Here is a 19,486-nt window from a genome sequence, read left to right as displayed (position 1 = left end):
TGTTTGTTGTGGAGTTCAAAATTTATTTGAAAAAGAGATTTGTTTTTTTGAAAGTATACAGTTATATTTTGATTTGAATCTGGAGGACTAAATGAAATTATTTCAAATCATTCAAAACTCTTTCAAACTCTAAGTCTTTTTTATCTAAAATATCTTGGTCTTTATATTTTATCAGTTCATTGATTCTGACTCCTATTTGCTGGGTTTGGGAGTTATCAGGATAGAAGATTCCGTTTCCTGTAAATTCTAAAAGATAATCTCCGGGTAATTTTACTTTCACCAGATCACCGTCTCCACCAGAAGTTTGCTGGCCAATGGTTAATGATTGAGGAAATATTTTCTGCAGACTCATAGAATACCATTCGCTTGCACTTCGGGTTTCCGGATTGACGAGAATGAAAACTTTTCCTTTGTAATTATGTGTTGTTTTATCGGGAATTGACGGGAAATAATCGTAATCCTTATAGATAAATGTTCCGATGTTTTTTAAATTGGGTTTGTAATATTTTCCAAAATAATTTTCAGCAGGCGAGAAGTATTTGTAGATATAATGATAAGGAAAACCGCCCCAATCTGGATACGCTCTCATGTCAAAAACAATCGCTTTTTTCTGTGAAGCACTGCTTAAAATACTATCCATCTCCGCATCTATCTTGTCATCATCTACATTATTGATAAACCCTAATGTTTCATTAATTTTAAAGTAGGCAATATCCTTATGAGTTATTTTGCGGCTTTCTAACTTCTTGATTTTATCTTGAAGATAATTTACAATAATCTCGTACTTTTCCTTATTGGAAGTGTCGATCATATCAATTTTTGTAGAAACTTTCTTGTTACTCTTAGCTGATTTTAGTTCTAAAGTTTTTTGTGGAAGATCATCGGGCCAGATGAGATTATTTTCATATTTCGAAAGAACATACACCAACTTTTCTCTGTTTGAAGTAGACAAAAGTTCTCCTTTTTCTTTAATGATTTGAGAAATGCTTTTTCCATTGATGGATGTGATTTTGTCGCCCACTTTAATTTGAGCTTTTGAACAGAGTTCAGGTAAAATAAGATGCGTTACCAAAATGTGATCATCGACAATTTGAAAATCAAATGGTGCAAGATAGATCATGTGATAAATATCTTTCTTGTAATTCAGCTGTTTGTAAAAACTAAACGCATGACTGTCTTTAAATTTTGAAACCAATTTAGCTAATATAACTTCAAAATTTTTTCTCGAATTTACTTTTGAGTTTTCATCTAAACTATTGCTGAAATATTCATCAATGCCTTTGTCCATGATATACTTATGCGGGAAGAGGTAATCAACAACTCCCTGTATTTTAGCCAAAGCCAACAAACGATATTCTAAAGGCAAATTTTCTGTTTTCGGGAAAGGATATTCTTTTTCATCACTGACCAGTTTACCTTTTGGCAGATTTTCAAAATTGTATCGATGCTTATAAATATTGTTGAGTAAATCTTTATTGCCATCGCTTATTTTTTTGTTCTTCTGGAACCAGTCAAAATTCTGATTCTGCAACATTAGATCCTTTGAAGTCTCAATGGGAGCAGGTGTGGTGAAATTTTTGTTCAGCTTTGACGTTAATTTATTGATGACGGAATTAAAATCATCATTGGTATTTACACCTTTTACATTTGCCAAAAACAAACTGTCGGCATTTACTTTTCCGCTGGCAAGATCGGGATGATAATATTTAATAAAATTCCAGGTTTTGAAAAAGATAAATTGTTGTTCGGTTTGTGCGAACAAGTTTTGTTGGAAAAGGAATAATATTAAGGAAAAGATTATTCTCCTAAGATGAAATTTAGATTTAGGCATATTGATTTTTGTGATTGGAATCATTTTTAGCTGTGATTTAAACTAAAAGCTAATGTGTCAAATTTAAATAAAATTTCACATACCAAAACCCTGAAAACCCGTAAATTTGTGGTCACAAAAAAAGTTATTCAATGCTAAGGAAAATTACGATTGCTGCAGTTACTTTCATTTCTTTAATGACGGTGAACGCTCAGAAAAGCAAGAAATCACAGTTGGAAAGACCAAAATTGGTAGTAGGTTTGGTAATCGATCAGATGAGGTGGGATTATTTGTACCGTTTTTATGACAAATACGGCGATGATGGTTTCAAAAGATTGCTAAACAAAGGTTTTTCTTTTAATAATGTAATGATTCCTTATGTTCCTACGGTTACGGCGATTGGTCATACCACCATTTATACAGGTTCAGTTCCATCCATTCACGGGATTGCCGGAAACGACTGGACAGATAAGGCAACCGGAAAAAATGTGTACTGTACGACAGATACCGACGTAAAAGGGGTAGGAACAAACGATAAGATTGGTGGTCATTCGCCAAAAAATCTTTGGAGTACCACCATTACCGATCAGTTGAGAATTGCAAGTAATTTTCAGTCAAAAGTAGTTGGAGTTTCATTAAAAGACCGGGCGTCTATTTTGCCGGCAGGTCATAATCCGACCGGAGCTTTTTGGTTTGATGAAACGAATGGAAATTTTGTGACGAGTTCTTATTATACGAACAGTTTGCCGGATTGGGTAAACAAGTTTAACGATCAGAAATTAGCTGAAAAATTGGTTGCTAACGGATGGAATACGTTATTGCCTATTAATCAATATACAGAAAGCACAAGAGACGATGTGCCTTGGGAAAAACCTGTAGGAACTGCGAAGAATCCAACTTTTCCTTACAGCAATCTTGCCGCAGATTTTGCAGTAAATAAAGGTGTCTTAAGAACTACACCATTTGGAAATACCTACACTTTAAAGTTTGCTGAAGCTGCCATCGATGGATATCAGTTAGGTGAAGATCAGATTACAGATTTTCTAGCTATAAATATTGCGTCTACAGATTACGTGGGTCATGCCTATGGACCCAATGCTATTGAAGTGGAAGATACCTATTTGAGATTAGATATTGAATTGGCGAATTTTTTCAAAATGCTCGATAAAAAAGTAGGGAAGGGCGAATATTTGGTTTTCCTTTCGGCAGATCATGGTGGCGCTCATGCTGAGGGTTTCATGAAAGAAAATAAAATGATGACCGGGTTTTTTGATGATGGTTTAGAGAAAAACCTCGGTGCAGAATTAGAAACAAAATACGCTTCAACTAAACTGATTTTAGGGATTGATAATTATCAGATTTATCTTAATCATCAGTTGATTACAGAGAATAAATTAGATGAAGTTGCCATCAAAAAAAGCATCATTGAAAATCTAAATAAAGATCCCCGTGTTTTATACGCAGTTGATTTGAAAGATGTGGCCAATGCACCAATTCCTGAGCCAATTAAAACCAGAGTAATCAACGGATACAACTGGCAGCGAAGTGGTGATATTCAAATCGTTTCTCATGACGGAATGCTGCCTACGTATGCTAAAAAAGGAACAACGCACAGTGTCTGGAATTCTTATGACGCACACATTCCTCTCATATTTATGGGTTGGAAAGTTCCGCATGGCGAAAGCAATGCTTCGCATTTTATGACCGATATTGCCCCGACAATCGCTCAGTTTTTGAGAATTGAAAACCCTAGCGGAAATGTAGGACAACCATTAATGGAAGTTTTAGGAAAATAAGATTTTTAAATATTATCAAACAGGATCGGGCGCAGCTTTGCTGCGCCCGATCCTGTTTGATAATGATTTCCTCTATAGGAAACCTTAAAGGTTTAATTCTGTCGTAAATAATTTATTACTCAGTTGTTTCATCTTCATCAGAAGCCCCTTCATCGTCATACTGTTCCAGATAATATGCAAAAGAAAAATCTTTCACATCATCTTCCGTGTCTTCTAAAGTAGTAAGTAAGTCTTCGAAGATTTCTAGCTGATCTACACTCATATTGACAAATTCTAAATGCAGAGGCATTTGCAGTTCACCAGAAATGACATCTGAAAGAGCATCAAGATTATCTCCGAAATGAGCGGGAAGTTTAATTTTTTCTTTAAGCTGAGTATAAAAATCTTCGTAATCTCCAAGGTCTGCGAAGTCGATGTATGTTGTATTCATAGTTTTATTTAAATTTTACTGTGCAAATGTATGGGTTTTTATGTCATTGAAAGAGTATAGGGGTTACCGCGTCATTGCGAGAAGCGAAGCGACGAAGCAATCTCTAAACATCTCTATTTCAGAAACGATCCATAATATTTTGAATATCATCTGTCAAATCTCTCCATTCAGGATTCATTGAATTAATTAAATCTAATTTCTTTTGTCTTGAACCTGCCTTTATTTGTTTTTCCCGAAAGATTGCATCTCCAATTTCCTGAAATGCTTCCCAATATACCAACTTATTAACATTGTATTTTGCACTGAAACTCTGCTCGTGAAATTTTTCTTTATGTTCCTGAACTCTTTTCGGTAGATTTGAAGTAACACCTGTATAAAGAACGGTATGTTTTTATTGGTCATGATGTAAATAAAGCCAGATTTCATTTGTGTTGTTTTAATATTATTTATAAAGATTGCTTCGTCGCTTTCGCTCCTCGCAATGACAGATTACTGCTTCTCAAAACTCTTGTAATGATTTTTAGTTAAATAAACCTCTCCATTTTTAGTGAAAACAATTCGGTCGCCATTTCTGTTTCCACAACTGTAATTGACGTCGGCTTCAAAGTATTTTATCCCTTTCGGTAGCTTTCCTTCTCGGTTTCCAAAGTAATCTCCACCAATTGCTTTTCCTGGTAAAATTTCACAAAGATTTCCCTGAGAAGGATTCCAGCCCGATTTCTTGGCTTCATTTTTTGTAATGTAATAGTCAGGAAGCTGATGGTTTTGTTTGACGTAATTGATTACTGTATTTTCTTTGGTAAGTTCATCAATTGCTTGCCTTTCAGATTGGTTTTTTGAAGCTTTCGAGACATTCTCAGTTTTAATCGGGGTTTTCTTCTCAGCGATGAAATTATTATAAATATACATCACCGACATTCCGAAAAGAAGCCCCATGCATGCAAAAAGTACCGAGCGAATTTTAGAATTCATAAAAATAGTTTAAATGTTAAAGTGTAACAATGTAGAAAAAATGCATTGGTAAACTTTTACACAGATAAATTGTTACATTAATTAACTTCTCCATTCTTCCGGAATGTCGCACACCGGTATAGGATTGATTTTATGCTGTGCAGCCTTATTCATTCTGCTGAAAATTTTAAACACTTCCAAATCTCTTCCGCTATAGTCTTCTTCAGTTTTGGTTCCCCATTCTTTTTGGATTTTTTCCAATTCAGGGTAGGTTGCGCCAATCTGCATTTCGTCGGTTCTTTCAGCATCCCAAAGTCCGTCTGTAGGAATGGCTTCCTGAATGTTTTTAACTAAGTTTAAAGCTTTCGCCAATGCATAAACTTCAGTTTTGTAAAGATCTGCGATAGGAGAGATGTCTACGCCACCATCACCATATTTTGTGTAAAAACCAATCCCGAAATCTTCCACTTTATTTCCTGTTCCGCAAACCAAAAGTCCGTTGATTTGTCCATAATAATAGAGAGTAAGCATTCTCAAACGTGATCTTGTGTTGGCAAAAGCCAGTTTCTCGTTAGGGAATTCGTCGTCGTGAACATCAAAAGTTTTGTATAATTCCTCAAATGCTGGCGTAAGATTCACAGACATGGCTTCAACATTCGGGAATTTAGTTTTTAAATCATTCATGTGTTCCCAGGCTCTGTTTACCTGATCTTCCTTTTGACGAATCGGCATTTCAATCAGCAAAGTTTTCAAGCCGGTCATTGCTGCCAAAGTAGAAACCACTCCGGAATCAACGCCACCGGAGACTCCCAATACATAGCCTTTAACTCCTGATTTTTCGGCATAATCTTTTAGCCACTGTACGATATGATCGGTTACTTTTTGTGTCTGCATTGTATATTTTTATTATTTAAAATTTTCTTTTTTAAGTTCGTACCAAAAGCAATTATCGCCTTCGTCAATGAAGGTTTCTTTTTCCTCGAAACCTAATTTTCTCAAAACATGATTGGATATGTCATTCTCTACATCAGCGTAGGCAAAAACTTGGTCGAGTTTCATTTCGTTAAAAGCATAATTTAAAACGGCAATAGAAGTTTCTGTAGCATAACCTTTTCCCCAATACTCCGGTGTGAAACGGTAGCCAAGATCGTGAATATTCTGATGATTGTTGATTTCTTTAATCAGTTTTAAACCGCTCCAACCAACCAATTTTCCATCTTCTTTTCTGATGACAGCCCATCTTCCGATTCCGTTTTCTGTATATTGATTTCGGATGCTTTTAATCATTTCTGCACTTTGGCTGATGTCGGTTAAAGGTTGTATTCCAACATATTTTACGACTTCCGGATTGCTGTCCATCGCAAAAAAAGCTTCAACGTCTTCGAGAACGATCTCCCTTAAGATCAATCTTTCGGTTTCAAGATAAATATTCATCGTTTGTATGGTCTTATTTTAAAGATTTTAATATAATTTTTATAGCCACAAAAAAATCCTTTTTCGGCATAAGTTTATATTTATATCCTTATTTTTGTAAACTTAAATTTCATGTAAAAATAATGAAGATTTTTAGAATTGCCGCACTTTCATGCCTTTTAGTTTTAAGTTTGAATTCTTGTAAAAAAGAACAGAAAACTGATTGGAAAGTAGAAATAAAAAATCCTGCCGAAAAGGTGGAGGTTACCGATATCTCAAAAGAGTTTTATGACCAGAATGTTTCTTTGGAACAATTCACGACAAAGTTTCCCTGGTTTCAGGGCACCGTTCCTGATGAAGATTTTGGGAAAAGAAGAGCAGATGCACAAGAAATAAAAATCTACAAAGAAGCGATTAGCAAAATTGATCAGAAGAAATTGCAGAATGAGCTTCAGGATTTGTTTTCGCACATCAAGTTTTATTTTCCGCAGTTTAAAAGTCCAAAGGTTTTCCTTTTTTCATCAGCTTTACAGATGGTTCAGGAGCCACTTTTGTATGATGATAAAACCAATTTCCTGTTTATTGATATTACAGGATTTATGGGTGATAAAAATCCAAATTACAGAGGTTTGGAACTGTATTTTCAGAAATCTATGAACCCGAACAACATTGTTCCGAAAGTTTCAAGAATGTTTGCCGAAAACATTGTTCCGTATACTGGGAACAGTCAAAAATTCATTGATTTGATAGTGTATAACGGTAAAATCATGACTTTACAGGATGCATTTTTACCCGAAACGCCGGATTATCTGAAAATGGATTACACGAAAGAACAATATGACTGGTCAGCTGCAAATGAAGCCAATATTTATAATTATTTTGTTGAGAATAATTTAATTTTTGGTGATGATCACCGATTGGCAGAACGTTTCATTGCTCCCGGGCCATTTTCAAAATTTTATACAGAAATTGATAATAACTCTTCGCCGATGGTCGGAATTTACACAGGGTGGCAGATTTGCAGAGAATATTTAAAAAAGAAACCTGAAACAAAATTAGTAGATTTCCTGAAAATGGATGCTACACAAATTTTTAATGAAGCAGGTTACAAACCGAAATTGGAAGAATAATAAAGTTTAGAAAAAATAGGAAAATGAGAAAGACTCAAATTACGATAGATGTAGAACTGGATGAAAATCACATCCCGGAGTTGATGACTTGGAATGCGGCGGATGGCGGCGTAGAAAAAGAGGAAACAAAAGCAGTAATGATTTCCGTTTGGGACGAAAAAGCATCTGAAGCTCTAAGAATCGATCTTTGGACGAAAGATATGCCGGTTGATCAAATGAAAATGTTCATGCATCAGATTTTTGTTTCTATGGGAAGCACCTATCAAAGAGCAACAGGCGAAGATGATGTAGCAGCATGGATTGAGCAGATTGCCGAAGAATTTGCTGTAAAATCCGCGATAAAAATGTAAATAAGCGATTGGCTTTTGGCAATTGGCGGCTAGCTTTTTGACAAAAGTTTAAATGAATGAAAATTTTATTTTTGGCGGTTAGTATTGAAGCTAAAAGCCAAAAGCAATAAGCTAAAAGCAAAAATATTATGAATTTTAATACAAAAGTTATACACGGAGGACAACATCACGAATCTGCGACAGGTTCTGTGAATGTTCCTGTTTTTTTAACATCAACTTTCGCACAAAAAAGTCCGGGAGTACATTCGGGATACGAATATTCAAGAGCGGCAAACCCTACAAGACAGGCTTTGGAAGACTCTTTGGCAAGCATCGAAAACGGAGCGAGAGGTTTAGCTTTCGGTTCAGGTTTAGCTGCTATCGATTGTGTTTTAAAATTATTAAATCCGGGCGACGAAGTTGTTGCTGTGGATGATTTATATGGTGGAACCTACAGAATGTTCACCAGACTTTTTGAAAAATATCAGTTGAAATTTACTTTCGTTAATTTTGATGATGCTTCTAAAATCGCTGACGTTATTACAGATAATACTAAATTAATCTGGGTAGAAACTCCAACCAACCCATTGATGAAATTAGTAGACATCAAAGCAGTTGTAGAAATTGCAAAAGGAAAAGATATTCTAGTTGCGGTTGATAATACGTTTGCAACGCCGTACCTTCAGAGACCAATCGATTTGGGAGCTGATATTGTAATGCACTCTGCAACAAAATATTTGGGAGGTCATTCTGATGTTATTGCTGGAGCTTTGATTGCTAAAGATGCTGAATTGGGTGAAAAACTACACTTCATTCAGTTTGCAAGTGGTGGAATTTTAGGTCCACACGATTCTTATTTGGTTTTGAGAGGAATTAAAACCTTAGCTTTAAGAGTTCAAAGACATTCTGAAAACGGAATGGCTGTTGCAAAATATCTTGAATCTCATCCGGCAGTTGCGCAAGTAATTTATCCGGGATTGGAATCTCATCCGCAATATGAATTGGCAAAAGCTCAGATGAAAGATTTCGGAGGAATGGTTTCTTTCACTTTCAAATCAGGGAAAAAAGAAGACGCGATCAGATTTTTGGAGAGAGTAAAAGTATTCACTCTTGCTGAATCTTTGGGTGGAGTAGAATCTTTGGCTAATCATCCGGCACTGATGACTCACGCTTCGATTCCTGCAGAAAAACGTGCAGAATTGGGGATCACTGATGATTTGGTTCGTCTAAGCGTCGGGATCGAAGATGCTGAAGATTTGATTGCAGATTTGGAAAAAGCATTTTCTTAAAATAATAAATCATAAGCATCCGTTTTTACAGCGGATGTTTATTTTTAATCAATTTTAAAATGAAAAATACAAGAAAAGCCACGATTCAGGATTTACCTCAATTAGCAGAATTGTTTGATCAGTACAGAGTTTTTTATCATAAAGAATCTGATATTCCGGCTGCGAAAAATTTTTTAAAAGAAAGAATTGAGAAGAATGATTCTGAAATTTTTGTTGCTGAAATTGATGGGGGATTAGTTGGTTTTGTACAGTTATATCCATTATTTTCTTCAACGAGAATGAAACGTTATTGGTTGTTGAATGACTTATTTGTCAATGAAAATTATCGTGGAAAAGGTTTTTCAAAACAATTAATTGAAGAAGCCAAAGAATTAGCAAAATCAACAGATTCTGCAGGAATTCTCTTAGAAACGGGAAAATCAAACGATATAGGAAATAAACTTTATCCAAGTTGCGGATTTGAAATTTACGATGAAGTGAATTTCTATGAATGGACGAATAGATAATGTAACAATTTACCAATGTAACAGTTTACCAATTTTTTCAATTGTTACATTGCTAAATCGATACATTGTTACATTAAAATATTACTCATTACCAATTACTTATTATTCTTATTACATGACAGATTTCGAAAAATACATCCAGAGATATTTAGATTTAATTCCATCTGAAAATTGGTTGGAGGAATTAAAAAAAGTTGGTGAGAAAACGGTTTCTCTGTACTCTTATTTAACAGAAGAACAATCAAACTACGCTTATGCAGAAGGAAAATGGAGTTTAAAAGAAGTTTTGCTTCATCTATCGGATACCGAAAGAATTTTTCAGTACAGAATTTTAGCTTTTGCGAGAGGTGAAAAATCTGAATTGCCAGGCTTTGATGAAGAAGGTTACGCTGCCAATTCTTTCGCCAACGAGAGAGGTTTAGAATCTCTGCTGGAAGAATATCAATTAGTAAGAAATTCTTCTCAGATTTTATTGGAAACATTGAATCCTTCAGTTTTAAGTAACATCGGAACTGCTAATGGAAACAAAATTTCTGTGGAAACGATTTGTAAACTGATTGTTGGGCATAATATTCATCATTTTAATGTGGTGGAAGAGAGATATTTGCCAAAGTTGTAATTTTTTTTAATTTTATTGTCATTGCGAGGAGCGATAGCGACGAAGCAATCTCATAATTTTAAAAACCACACAAATGAAAGCCGGATTTATCTACATCATGACCAATAAAAATAATATTGTTCTTTACACAGGTGTGACATCAAACTTACCAAAAAGAGTTCAAGAACATAAAGAAAAATTTCATGAATTGAGCTTCACTTCAAAATACAATCTTAATAAATTGGTTTATTGGGAATCTTTTCAAGAAATCGGCGACGCGATTTTTAGAGAAAAACAAATTAAGGCAGGCTCAAGACAGAAAAAAATAAATTTAATAAATTCAATTAATCCTGAATGGAGAGATTTGACTGAAGACATTAAGGATATTATGAGTCCTTTTTGAGATTGCTTCGTCGCTTCGCTCCTCGCAATGACAAGAAAAATGGAAAACATCATCAACATATTAAAATCTGGCGGCACAATTTTATACCCAACAGACACCATCTGGGGAATCGGTTGCGACGCAACAAACATAGACGCCATCAATAAAATTTTCGAGATCAAGAAGCGCGAAAAAAATAAATCGATGATTATTTTGGTAGAAAATGAGAAGCGATTACAAGATTTGGTTGACGTTCCGGAAATGGCTTGGGAAATTATGGATTTAAGCGAAAAACCTGTAACATTGGTTTATCAGAATCCCAAAGGTTTACCGAAGGAATTGTTGGCAGAAGACGGAAGCATCGGAATTCGTCTCGTGAAAAATGATTTTTGTAAAAAACTGATTACAAAATTGAACAAACCTTTAGTTTCAACTTCAGCTAATTTCAGTGGTGATAAAAGTCCGTTGAAGTTTTCGGATATATCAAAAGAAATCATTGATTTAGTAGATTTTGCGGTGGAAGAAGACAGAGAAAAAGTGTCACAATATTCAGGCTCTTCAGTGATCAAAATCTGGAGTGATAACAGAATAAAGGTTTTAAGAGAATAGTTTTTGTCCCGCAGATCTCACAGATTTTTTAGAACGGCAAAATAAAAATCTTTGATTTTCAAACTTATGTGTTCTAATATTCTCTAAGTATTAAACTTAAAACTAATGTGACTCATGTGTCATAATATCTTTTTGATTTGCATTTTCCACAGATTACAATATCAGCGGTGTCAGGCTGAGCCTTAAAAATCTTTTGTCACTTTTGTAGTTAACGAAACAACGTTCTACAGTAAATATTTATCTTTGCAAAATTAATTCATCCAACATCCAGCATCAAAAAAATGTTCATCAACCTCAATCAAAATCAAAACTTAAAACTTTTCAAACTCATTTCTGAAGTCGCAGCGGCAAATAACCAATCGGTGTACATAGTTGGTGGTTTTGTGCGTGACCTTTTAATGAAAAGAAAAGCGTCTACCGATATTGATTTTGTGACCGAACAAAGCGGAATTGAACTGGCTCAAAATGTAGGAAAAGAAATTGATCCTAAAATGAAGGTTTCTGTTTTTAAAACCTACGGAACTGCGATGATCAGATACAAAGATCTTGAACTGGAGTTTGTCGGTGCAAGAAAAGAAAGTTATACCGAAGACAGCCGTAAACCTGAAGTGGAAGGCGGAACGATTGAAGATGACCAGAAAAGAAGAGATTTTACCATCAATGCGATGGCGATTTCTTTAAACAAAGATAATTTCGGGAAACTGATTGATCCTTTTGACGGAATTGGTGATTTACAAAAAGAAATTCTCAGAACACCTCTGGAACCTGCACAAACCTATTCTGATGATCCTTTGAGAATGATGCGAGCAGTTCGTTTTGCATCAACTTTAAATTTTACTATCGAAGAGAACTCTTTAAACGCCATCAGACAGGAAGCGGAAAGAATCAAAATTGTTTCTATGGAAAGAATCATGGTTGAATTTAACAAAATCATGCTTTCGAAAAAGCCTTCTGTTGGTTTGAAATTAATGGAAGAAACAGGTTTAATGAAACTGATTATTCCTGAATTAATTGACTTAAAAGGAGTAGAAGAAGTAGAAGGACAAACACATAAGGATAATTTTTACCACACTTTGGAAGTGGTTGATAATATTTCTGAAAATACGGATAATCTGTGGCTTCGTTGGGCAGCATTGCTTCACGACATCGGAAAAGCACCGACAAAAAAATTCGTTGACGGAACGGGCTGGACTTTTCACGGTCACGAGTTTTTAGGTTCAAAAATGGTGAAGACCTTATTTCAAAAACTGAAATTACCATTGAATGCTGACATGAAATATGTTCAGAAAATGGTAAAACTTTCGTCGCGACCGATTGCGTTGATTACAGATGATGCTTCTGATTCTGCGCTGAGAAGGCTTTTGTTTGATGCTGGAGAAGATATGGAAGATTTGTTTACACTTTGTAAAGCAGATATCACAACCAAAAATTCTAAAAAACAAGATAAGTTTAAAAAAAACTTCCAATACGTTGCTGTTAAGATCAAAGAGGTTGAAGAGAAAGATCAGGTAAGAAATTTCCAGCCGCCGATTTCCGGAGAAGAAATTATGGCAATGTTTAACCTAAAACCCGGCAGAGAAATTGGTATTTTAAAGGAAAAAGTGAAGGAAGCGATTTTGGAGGGTGAAATTGCCAATGACAGTGAAGAAGCTAGGAATTTTGTTATTGCAGAAGCAGAAAAGCTTGGTCTTAAAATACTTTCTTAGAAAATTAGAAAAAGATTTAATCTAAAATAAAAAACCTCTTTCAAATAATCTTGAAAGAGGTTTTTATTATTTTAAACTCATCTTATTTTGAGATAATCAACTTCAGATTTTGTTTATTGGAATTGTTATCAATCTGAATGATATAATTTCCATTAGATAAATCTGAAACATCCAATGTTTTATTAATGGTTTTTCCTTGTTTTACCAGAGCTCCGTTTACACTGTAGATTTTCACTTCAACATCCTTATTTGTATTGATTTTAATGAAATCTGATGCAGGATTCGGGTAAAGAATGATTTTGGTTTCTGCCTTTTGATTTTCTGCTGTTGATAATATATTAAATTCATTAATCACACCCACGGCATCCAAATCAAATCCTGAAGAACCGCCCGGAGTTGGGAAAGGGTCTATCGCAACATTTCCAAAGCTGTCGTATGTTCTGTAGGTCTCAATATTTGTCCCAATAACATCGATTATTTTCACATGCGTGATTTGTTCTTTATTCAAAAGCGGGTTGTCCGGAAGATCGCTGATGTCGAAAGGAGTTCCGAAACCAGAGGTATATTTTCCTGCAAAATTATTAAGATATGTCGCATCCATTGTTGCAAAACCCGAACCTCCTATATCTGTAGTATTCTGAATGAAATTTGCAGGATATTGATTATGAGAAGGGAAACGGAAGAAATTAATACCGTCTGAACTCACTTCTACAAAAGCCAATTCTAAAAATGCTCTGCCGGACTGGCCAGACATAAATCCGTTTTCAAATACGGCAAAGTCAAAGCCGCTTCCGTTGGTAATTGGTTTTGCAAAAGTGAGTATAGCATTACCACCGTCTCCCAGACTTACAATAGATCCGTTAGAAGCTCCAGTTGCATTAGCATCAACACCAGCATTAGCAACTGCAGATACGGTACTGTTAATCTGTTGGTAACCACGCAATACAGTAGCACCAGTAGCCCAAGATTTAAAAAGCGAACTGTTAGCAGGAATTGCAGTAGACCCCGCAACGCCGGCTTGTGGAGCATAACTTTGAGCCATTAGAAAGTCAGCAGAAAGAAATGCAGCAGCGATGAATATATTTTTCATTTTATTTAAATTTTATATCAAATTACTTGATGATGAATTTCTCAGTTTGCTGAACATTCTTACCTGAAATCTGAATCATATAATTTCCTTTATTTAAGTCTGAAACTGTAATTCCGTTTTGGTAAACGCCAGATTTTACAATTCTTCCTGAAAGATCAACGATTTTATATTGTGAAGCATTCGCATTTTTGATATAAAGAATGTCTGATACCGGATTTGGATAGATTGAAATGGTCTTGTTTAGTTTTGTTTCTGCTGTTGAAAGACTGGCTGGGGTAAACACATTTTTATAAACATTGTTGGCACCGATTGTAGTCGTAAATGTATTCAATAGAGTTCCGGTTTGGCTGTAAACATTTAAAGTCGAAGTAGGACCGAAATCGTTAGCATTTCCCTGAAAAATTTTCCCGTCAATTGCTGCAAAACCATAAAAATCTCCGTTAAATGTACTTGGAGTTGTAGTAAAAATAGGAGTGCTGCTGAATGTTGCTAAATCTGTATTTAAAGAATATACATTAGTACCTCCGGCAATCAAAAGTTTTGTACCTTCTGAAGTGAATTTTAGTGCTTCATATTGAGATGGTGGTACAACGGAAGTATTTGCTATACTTGCTGTCACCGTATCTGTAGTTGTATTGATTTTATAAACTATAGATCCTGTAGATCCTGTACATAAAGCGAAAATATCGTTTCCAACAACCGTGATAGACTGCAATCCAGCGCTTAAAGTAATGGTGCTCATAATTGCATTGGTAGTAGGATTGATCACTTCAATACTGTTTCCTGCTCTGTAAGAAGATTTATTCACGTATACTTTTCCGTTCACGGTAACGATCTCTTCAGGTTCTTCGCTTAAAGGAATGCTGGTGATGTACGCTAAAGTTGTTGCATCATGCACAGAAACAAAATGTACTGTATCACCATAATCGCCAGCATTGGTGGTGAAAATCTTCCCGTTGACAATGGTAGTAGATCTTGGTCTGTCTATGTTACTGGTAATTACAGCAGACTTTACAAAGCTTGCCCTGTTGGCAACGACTATTTTGTTTGAATTATTTAAAACTAAATAAGATTTATCTCCGTTAAAATAAATAGACTGCAAGATGTCTCCCAAAGCCTCACCATTGTTGGCTAAATGATAAACATTATTAGTGATATTGTTGTTGGCATCAATGTAAGAGATTTCTCCGTTTGGTGGATTTGCATTATAGTTTCCTTCATTGGAAACAATGTAACCGTTCGAATACTGTGCAGATGTCAATACAAAGCCTGCCAATGCAAAACTTAGCTTTAAAAATTTAGAGTAAAAATGTTTCATTTTTTTTTGTATTATTTATTTTAAATTATTTGTATAAAAAAGTTAAATGTCCCGGAATGTCTCCAGTTTTGACTTTCCATTTTAATTTTCCGAATTTGTTGTAGCAGAAAAGTTCGCCGGAAGAAGTGTAATCTTTAGCGTCTGAAATAAAAATATCACCATTGACAGGGTTTGCAGCAATGCCGTATGGAATGACAATTTTGGTATCTGATCCGTCTGTTATGAAATTACTGCTTGTTTTTTCTAGCGTGTCAGTATTAATGATTCCGTAGCTGCTTACAGTTCCTCCCGAAGTCCATTCATAACTGATATAGTAAAGTCTGTTTTCTACAATTGAAAAATTACTTACAGGAATATTAAATTCTTTGATAACCTGATCATTTTGAGGATTTAAAACATACGTTTTTGGAGGAATATTTCCGAAGTTTCCTCTAGAGGTTATCCAAAGCTTTCCAGTGTCATCTTTTTTAATTTTACTTAAATTGATGGCAACAGGTATTTTTTTAATCTCGGTGAAAGTATTCAGATCAATGACAGAAACAGTATTATCATAATCAGGACCACTGTATGCACCGGAATTCGCAACATATAATTTATCTCCTACAACTTCCAGTTCGTCGGGTTGTTTCCCAACATAGAGCTTACCGACAATTTGCAGGGTATTGACGTCTACTTTTACCACATATCCAGGTTGTGATGCTCCCACGGCACCACCGTAAGATGTAATGTAAGCATAATCTTTATGAAAATTAATGTATCTGCAGTTCTGAATCTGGATTTCACCAATGTGTTTAGCTGTTTTGGCATCCATCACTTCAATATAATTGGAAAGATTGATGACCGCATACAGTTTATCCTTATACGTTTTAATATCATTACCTACATCTCCCAGACTGCCTACAACATTAGGATTTTGGGCATTGTAATAATTTTCTGTAAAAACTCCGGTAGAATAATCAAAAAAGTCAATCGAAGCTTTGTTGCTTCCCATATTGCCTTCATTAAGTACATAAAGACCTTTGATGTTGATGTCTTCCGGCTCCTGAACTCCCGTGTAGACTGCACCATAGTTAATGTAATCATAATCTTCCCTACAAGACTGAGTTGTAAGAATTAAAAAGAAAACTAAGAATAAATATATTTTTTTCATGTCTGAATCTCATTAAAAGGTTACTCTCAGGCTGACTCTGTAATTTCGTCCTGGCATTGGGTAATTCTGGATAACGCTGTAATTCTGATCCAAAAGATTATTTACTTCCAGGCCTAATCTGAATTTCCAGTCTTTCATATTAAATTCTTTCGTTCCGGAAATATCGCTGGTGTACCAAGGCTGTTCGTAGTTTACCGGAATGTTTTCAGACATATTGTACCGTTCGCCAACGTAGACGAAACTGTAATTAAGCTGCCAGTCTTTATAAGTAAGACCCAATAATGCACTCGCATTATTCTTTGCGGTGTAAGGAATCTGATGCCTGTAGTAAGAAGTAATATTGGTTTTGCTAATATTTAAAGCTTCTGTAAAAGTATAAGTAAAACGGTTGCTCAATAATAAATTTTCTGAAAGAAGCCAGATTGCCAGTGCCGAAAGATCAACTCCTTTTATTTCCACCTCACCCAAATTCTCCATCGTCCAGCGGAATTGTTGCCCTTTTGGATAAGCAATGATTTTATCCCGAACACGATTGTAATAAGCATCAGCAATCAGGTTGATATTTTTTAAAACACCTGAATTAAAATCTTTATTAAATGTAAATCCAAGATCATACTGATTGGTAAATTCTGGTCTCAATTGCGAACTTCCGACTTCCGTGTAATACAAATCATTGAAAGTTGGCATTCTGAAAATTCTCTTATAAAAACCATGAACTTTAAATTCTGCAGAAAACGGCTGATAAGAAGCAAATATAGTAGGCGTAAACTCAGAGCGGTTTTGAGGTGTCGAAAATAAGGTGTTTTCTATTTTTTCCTGCACAAAAGTTCCTAAAACGCTTCCCTGTATTTTAAATTTTTTAAAATCAAACTGTGAAGCCAATGCCACAAGTTCTGTATTTCTTTCGGGATATGCAAACTGTCTTAAATTGGCATCCAAAGTATTAAATTGATAATCTACCGATAAATTGATTTTCCAAAATTTGTAAGGAGAATATTGGTGTGCCGTAGAAACGTAGACCTCTTGCTGTTTATAAGTATTATCTATAAACAGAGGTGTTCCGCCAGGATTGCCATTATAATAACGAGTGTAGTCATCAGCAAATTTAGAGCTGATTAAGAATTTGTATTTTGTAGAAAGTTCTTTCTCAAAACTCCCTTGTACAAAAAAGTTTTTATCCCATTGTCTACTCGAGAAAATATCATTGTTTTTTGTCACTGCGCCAGGAACTCCTCTTTCAGAATCATAATAATAGGTTTTCAGTTTCCATGTTCCGTTATTGATTTTACCAAAAACTCCTACTTCAGCCCTTAGAGCTTCCACATCACCGTTGGTTCTTGTACCTTGGCGTTCCCAACCGAGGCTTCCATCGGGTAAAGCAACTCTCTGATGAAATTTATATTCGCCATTTGCGGTAAGATATTCTGTGCTCAAGGCAACGCTTATATTGTCATTAAGTTTCTGTTCAAGCAATACTGATGGGTTAATTACTCCAAAAGATCCCGAACGGAAGTGAAGATTCACATTGGTTTTTTTTGAATCTGTGAAAACCGGAGTTCTACTTTTCAAATATATAGATCCCGAAGAACCAAAGTCTTTCGCAGACTGAAAAATTTCACTTTTCTGACCATTGTACAATGAGATGGATTCTAAATTGTCTAAAGAAAACCTTCCTAAATCTACCGTTCCGTTTTGCGCATTTCCAAGTGCAATTCCGTCGTAGAAAACACCAACGTGCTGTGTTCCCATCGCCCTGATATTCACGGTTTTCATTCCGCCAATTCCGCCATAATCTTTCAATTGGACTCCGGAAAAATACCTCACAGCATCTGCAACAGAAGTACTGTTCAGTTTTTCAAGCTCGGCACCGGAAAGTTTTTGTGAAGAAATAACACCGGTTTCCTGACGTTTCATATTGAGGATAAGAGCCTTGATTGTTTCTGTACGAATGCTGTCACTTTCTTTTTCTTGTGAAAAAAGAGAAACAGGTGTAGCCAACAAAAACAGCAGCGAAGCAGAGTAAAAATATGTATTCATTCAATTCTAATAAAGCCTTAGTGGTAGCTTTGTGAATGTAATGAATAGAAGGAATTAACCTATAATTGTTTGATACAAATAGGTTTTTAAACCGACTACGCCTCACTCCACGAAAGCTTCATCTATATAATGAATTTAAAAAGGTGTCTGACTTGTGTATGTTTTCTTAATATAATAAAACATCACTTACAGTAGCGGGTCTGCTTCGGATTTTCACCGAATTCCCTTTTTTAAATCAGTGCAAATTTAAGTTTTTAATTAATAAGAGGCAATGAGAAATTGTTAATTTTTAGAATGGTTTTTTAAAAATTCTATAAAACATCAATTGAGAGAATTTTCTCACACAAAAATTTTAAATTAAATTTTTAAGATCAATTTTATCTGTGCAAATCTGCATAATCTATGGGTTTTGCACTCAATTTTTAAACCCAAGTTTTGGCCTTAATCTTACCCTTAACCTACAAAAACGTCGAATCAAAATAAAATGGCAGCAAATCTTTAATAGAATTTACCTTAAAAACTTCCTCATTTAAATTTGAAAAATAAATATCAATATTTTCATTCTGCTTCGTTTCATATTCCATCAGACTTTGTCTGCACGCTCCACAAGGCGGAATTGGCGGAGTTTTTTCTGAAAAATCTCTCGGTCCGCCAATAATGAATATTTTCTTGATGATTTCATTAGGGAAATTAGCGCCAATCCAAAACAGAGCGGTTCTTTCCGCACAAAGTCCTGATGGGAATGCTGCGTTTTCCTGATTGTTTCCCGTGTATATTTCTCCATTCTCCAGCAAAACCGAGCATCCTACCAAAAAGTTGGAGTAGGGTGCGTAGCCATTTTCACGTGCTTGTTTTGCTTTTTCAAAAAGCAGTTTTTCTGTTTCAGTCAGTTCGCTGATGCTTGTGAAATGTTCGTAACCGATTTGTATATCTTTTTTCATT

General features: G+C 35.2%; 19 protein-coding genes, 1 pseudogene and 1 riboswitch. Of the genes and pseudogenes, 9 read left to right on the top strand and 11 right to left on the bottom strand.

The genetic code is table 11. From position 1 onward, the window contains the following. Window positions 1-97 precede the first annotated feature (97 nt). Complete coding sequence (locus LNP04_RS05895; protein WP_229985630.1) at window positions 98-1,762, bottom strand: S41 family peptidase; 1,665 nt, start codon at window positions 1,760-1,762, stop codon at window positions 98-100. A 200-nt stretch (window positions 1,763-1,962) separates the two neighbouring features. Between LNP04_RS05895 and pafA the strand changes: the two genes are divergently transcribed. Further along, entirely contained in the window at window positions 1,963-3,606 is a 1,644-nt protein-coding gene (pafA, locus tag LNP04_RS05890) for an alkaline phosphatase PafA (protein WP_229985629.1), read from the top strand. Between the two features lie 115 nt (window positions 3,607-3,721). On the opposite strand, the gene LNP04_RS05885 is transcribed toward pafA, so the two are convergent. The 5 genes and pseudogenes from LNP04_RS05885 to LNP04_RS05865 all read right to left on the bottom strand — a co-directional run bounded on the left by LNP04_RS05885 (window position 3,722) and on the right by LNP04_RS05865 (window position 6,421). Next, entirely contained in the window at window positions 3,722-4,036 is a 315-nt protein-coding gene (locus LNP04_RS05885; protein ID WP_229985628.1) for a barstar family protein, read from the bottom strand. A gap of 118 nt (window positions 4,037-4,154) precedes the next feature. Next, window positions 4,155-4,358 (bottom strand): annotated as a pseudogene (locus tag LNP04_RS05880) (GIY-YIG nuclease family protein); the annotation flags it as partial. 167 nt (window positions 4,359-4,525) lie between these two features. After that, entirely contained in the window at window positions 4,526-5,008 is a 483-nt protein-coding gene (locus tag LNP04_RS05875) for a ribonuclease domain-containing protein (RefSeq protein WP_229985627.1), read from the bottom strand. An 81-nt stretch (window positions 5,009-5,089) separates the two neighbouring features. Then, window positions 5,090-5,881 carry an NAD(+) synthase gene (gene nadE / locus LNP04_RS05870; RefSeq protein WP_229985626.1) on the bottom strand — a complete coding sequence of 264 codons (792 nt, stop codon included), beginning with the start codon at window positions 5,879-5,881 and terminating at the stop codon, window positions 5,090-5,092. A 12-nt stretch (window positions 5,882-5,893) separates the two neighbouring features. Then, window positions 5,894-6,421 (bottom strand): GNAT family N-acetyltransferase, encoded by a 528-nt coding sequence (locus LNP04_RS05865; protein ID WP_229985625.1) that lies wholly within the window; start codon window positions 6,419-6,421, stop codon window positions 5,894-5,896. A gap of 122 nt (window positions 6,422-6,543) precedes the next feature. Between LNP04_RS05865 and LNP04_RS05860 the strand changes: the two genes are divergently transcribed. From LNP04_RS05860 to LNP04_RS05825, 8 genes are all read left to right on the top strand, one after another. Next, complete coding sequence (locus tag LNP04_RS05860; RefSeq protein ID WP_229985624.1) at window positions 6,544-7,530, top strand: gliding motility protein GldB; 987 nt, start codon at window positions 6,544-6,546, stop codon at window positions 7,528-7,530. A 23-nt stretch (window positions 7,531-7,553) separates the two neighbouring features. Continuing rightward, window positions 7,554-7,880 carry a gliding motility protein GldC gene (gene gldC, locus LNP04_RS05855; RefSeq protein WP_229985623.1) on the top strand — a complete coding sequence of 109 codons (327 nt, stop codon included), beginning with the start codon at window positions 7,554-7,556 and terminating at the stop codon, window positions 7,878-7,880. A 128-nt stretch (window positions 7,881-8,008) separates the two neighbouring features. Further along, window positions 8,009-9,148 (top strand): cystathionine gamma-synthase, encoded by a 1,140-nt coding sequence (locus LNP04_RS05850; RefSeq protein ID WP_229985622.1) that lies wholly within the window; start codon window positions 8,009-8,011, stop codon window positions 9,146-9,148. 59 nt (window positions 9,149-9,207) lie between these two features. Next, a complete protein-coding gene (locus LNP04_RS05845) occupies window positions 9,208-9,654 on the top strand; it encodes a GNAT family N-acetyltransferase (RefSeq protein ID WP_229985621.1) in 447 nt (148 codons plus the stop codon). 115 nt (window positions 9,655-9,769) lie between these two features. Then, window positions 9,770-10,273, top strand: coding sequence for a DinB family protein (locus LNP04_RS05840; RefSeq protein ID WP_229985620.1), 504 nt, complete (start codon window positions 9,770-9,772; stop codon window positions 10,271-10,273). A gap of 73 nt (window positions 10,274-10,346) precedes the next feature. Then, window positions 10,347-10,655: a GIY-YIG nuclease family protein gene (locus LNP04_RS05835; protein ID WP_229985619.1), complete on the top strand. Its 309-nt coding sequence runs from the start codon at window positions 10,347-10,349 to the stop codon at window positions 10,653-10,655. Between the two features lie 39 nt (window positions 10,656-10,694). Continuing rightward, window positions 10,695-11,243: an L-threonylcarbamoyladenylate synthase gene (locus LNP04_RS05830; RefSeq protein ID WP_229985618.1), complete on the top strand. Its 549-nt coding sequence runs from the start codon at window positions 10,695-10,697 to the stop codon at window positions 11,241-11,243. A gap of 281 nt (window positions 11,244-11,524) precedes the next feature. Continuing rightward, complete coding sequence (locus tag LNP04_RS05825; protein WP_229985617.1) at window positions 11,525-12,949, top strand: CCA tRNA nucleotidyltransferase; 1,425 nt, start codon at window positions 11,525-11,527, stop codon at window positions 12,947-12,949. 82 nt (window positions 12,950-13,031) lie between these two features. On the opposite strand, the gene LNP04_RS05820 is transcribed toward LNP04_RS05825, so the two are convergent. From LNP04_RS05820 to LNP04_RS05800, 5 genes are all read right to left on the bottom strand, one after another. Further along, the gene (locus LNP04_RS05820) at window positions 13,032-14,039 is read right to left on the bottom strand and encodes a T9SS type A sorting domain-containing protein (RefSeq protein WP_229985616.1); all 1,008 of its coding nucleotides are present in this window, start codon (window positions 14,037-14,039) and stop codon (window positions 13,032-13,034) included. Window positions 14,040-14,061: 22 nt separating this feature from the next. Further along, window positions 14,062-15,357, bottom strand: coding sequence for a T9SS type A sorting domain-containing protein (locus tag LNP04_RS05815; protein ID WP_229985615.1), 1,296 nt, complete (start codon window positions 15,355-15,357; stop codon window positions 14,062-14,064). A gap of 25 nt (window positions 15,358-15,382) precedes the next feature. Further along, a complete protein-coding gene (locus tag LNP04_RS05810; RefSeq protein ID WP_229985614.1) occupies window positions 15,383-16,507 on the bottom strand; it encodes a YncE family protein in 1,125 nt (374 codons plus the stop codon). A gap of 12 nt (window positions 16,508-16,519) precedes the next feature. Further along, on the bottom strand, window positions 16,520-18,544 hold the full coding sequence (locus LNP04_RS05805; RefSeq protein WP_229985613.1) for a TonB-dependent siderophore receptor: 2,025 nt from the start codon (window positions 18,542-18,544) through the stop codon (window positions 16,520-16,522). Window positions 18,545-18,664: 120 nt separating this feature from the next. After that, a riboswitch (cobalamin riboswitch) is annotated at window positions 18,665-18,817 on the bottom strand. A gap of 185 nt (window positions 18,818-19,002) precedes the next feature. Next, entirely contained in the window at window positions 19,003-19,485 is a 483-nt protein-coding gene (locus tag LNP04_RS05800; protein WP_229985612.1) for a cytidine deaminase, read from the bottom strand. Window position 19,486: the final 1 nt, after the last annotated feature.

The organism is Chryseobacterium sp. C-71 (assembly GCF_020911865.1).
In the GTDB taxonomy this organism is placed as follows: domain Bacteria; phylum Bacteroidota; class Bacteroidia; order Flavobacteriales; family Weeksellaceae; genus Chryseobacterium.
This window is presented reverse-complemented; position numbering and strand designations above follow the sequence as displayed.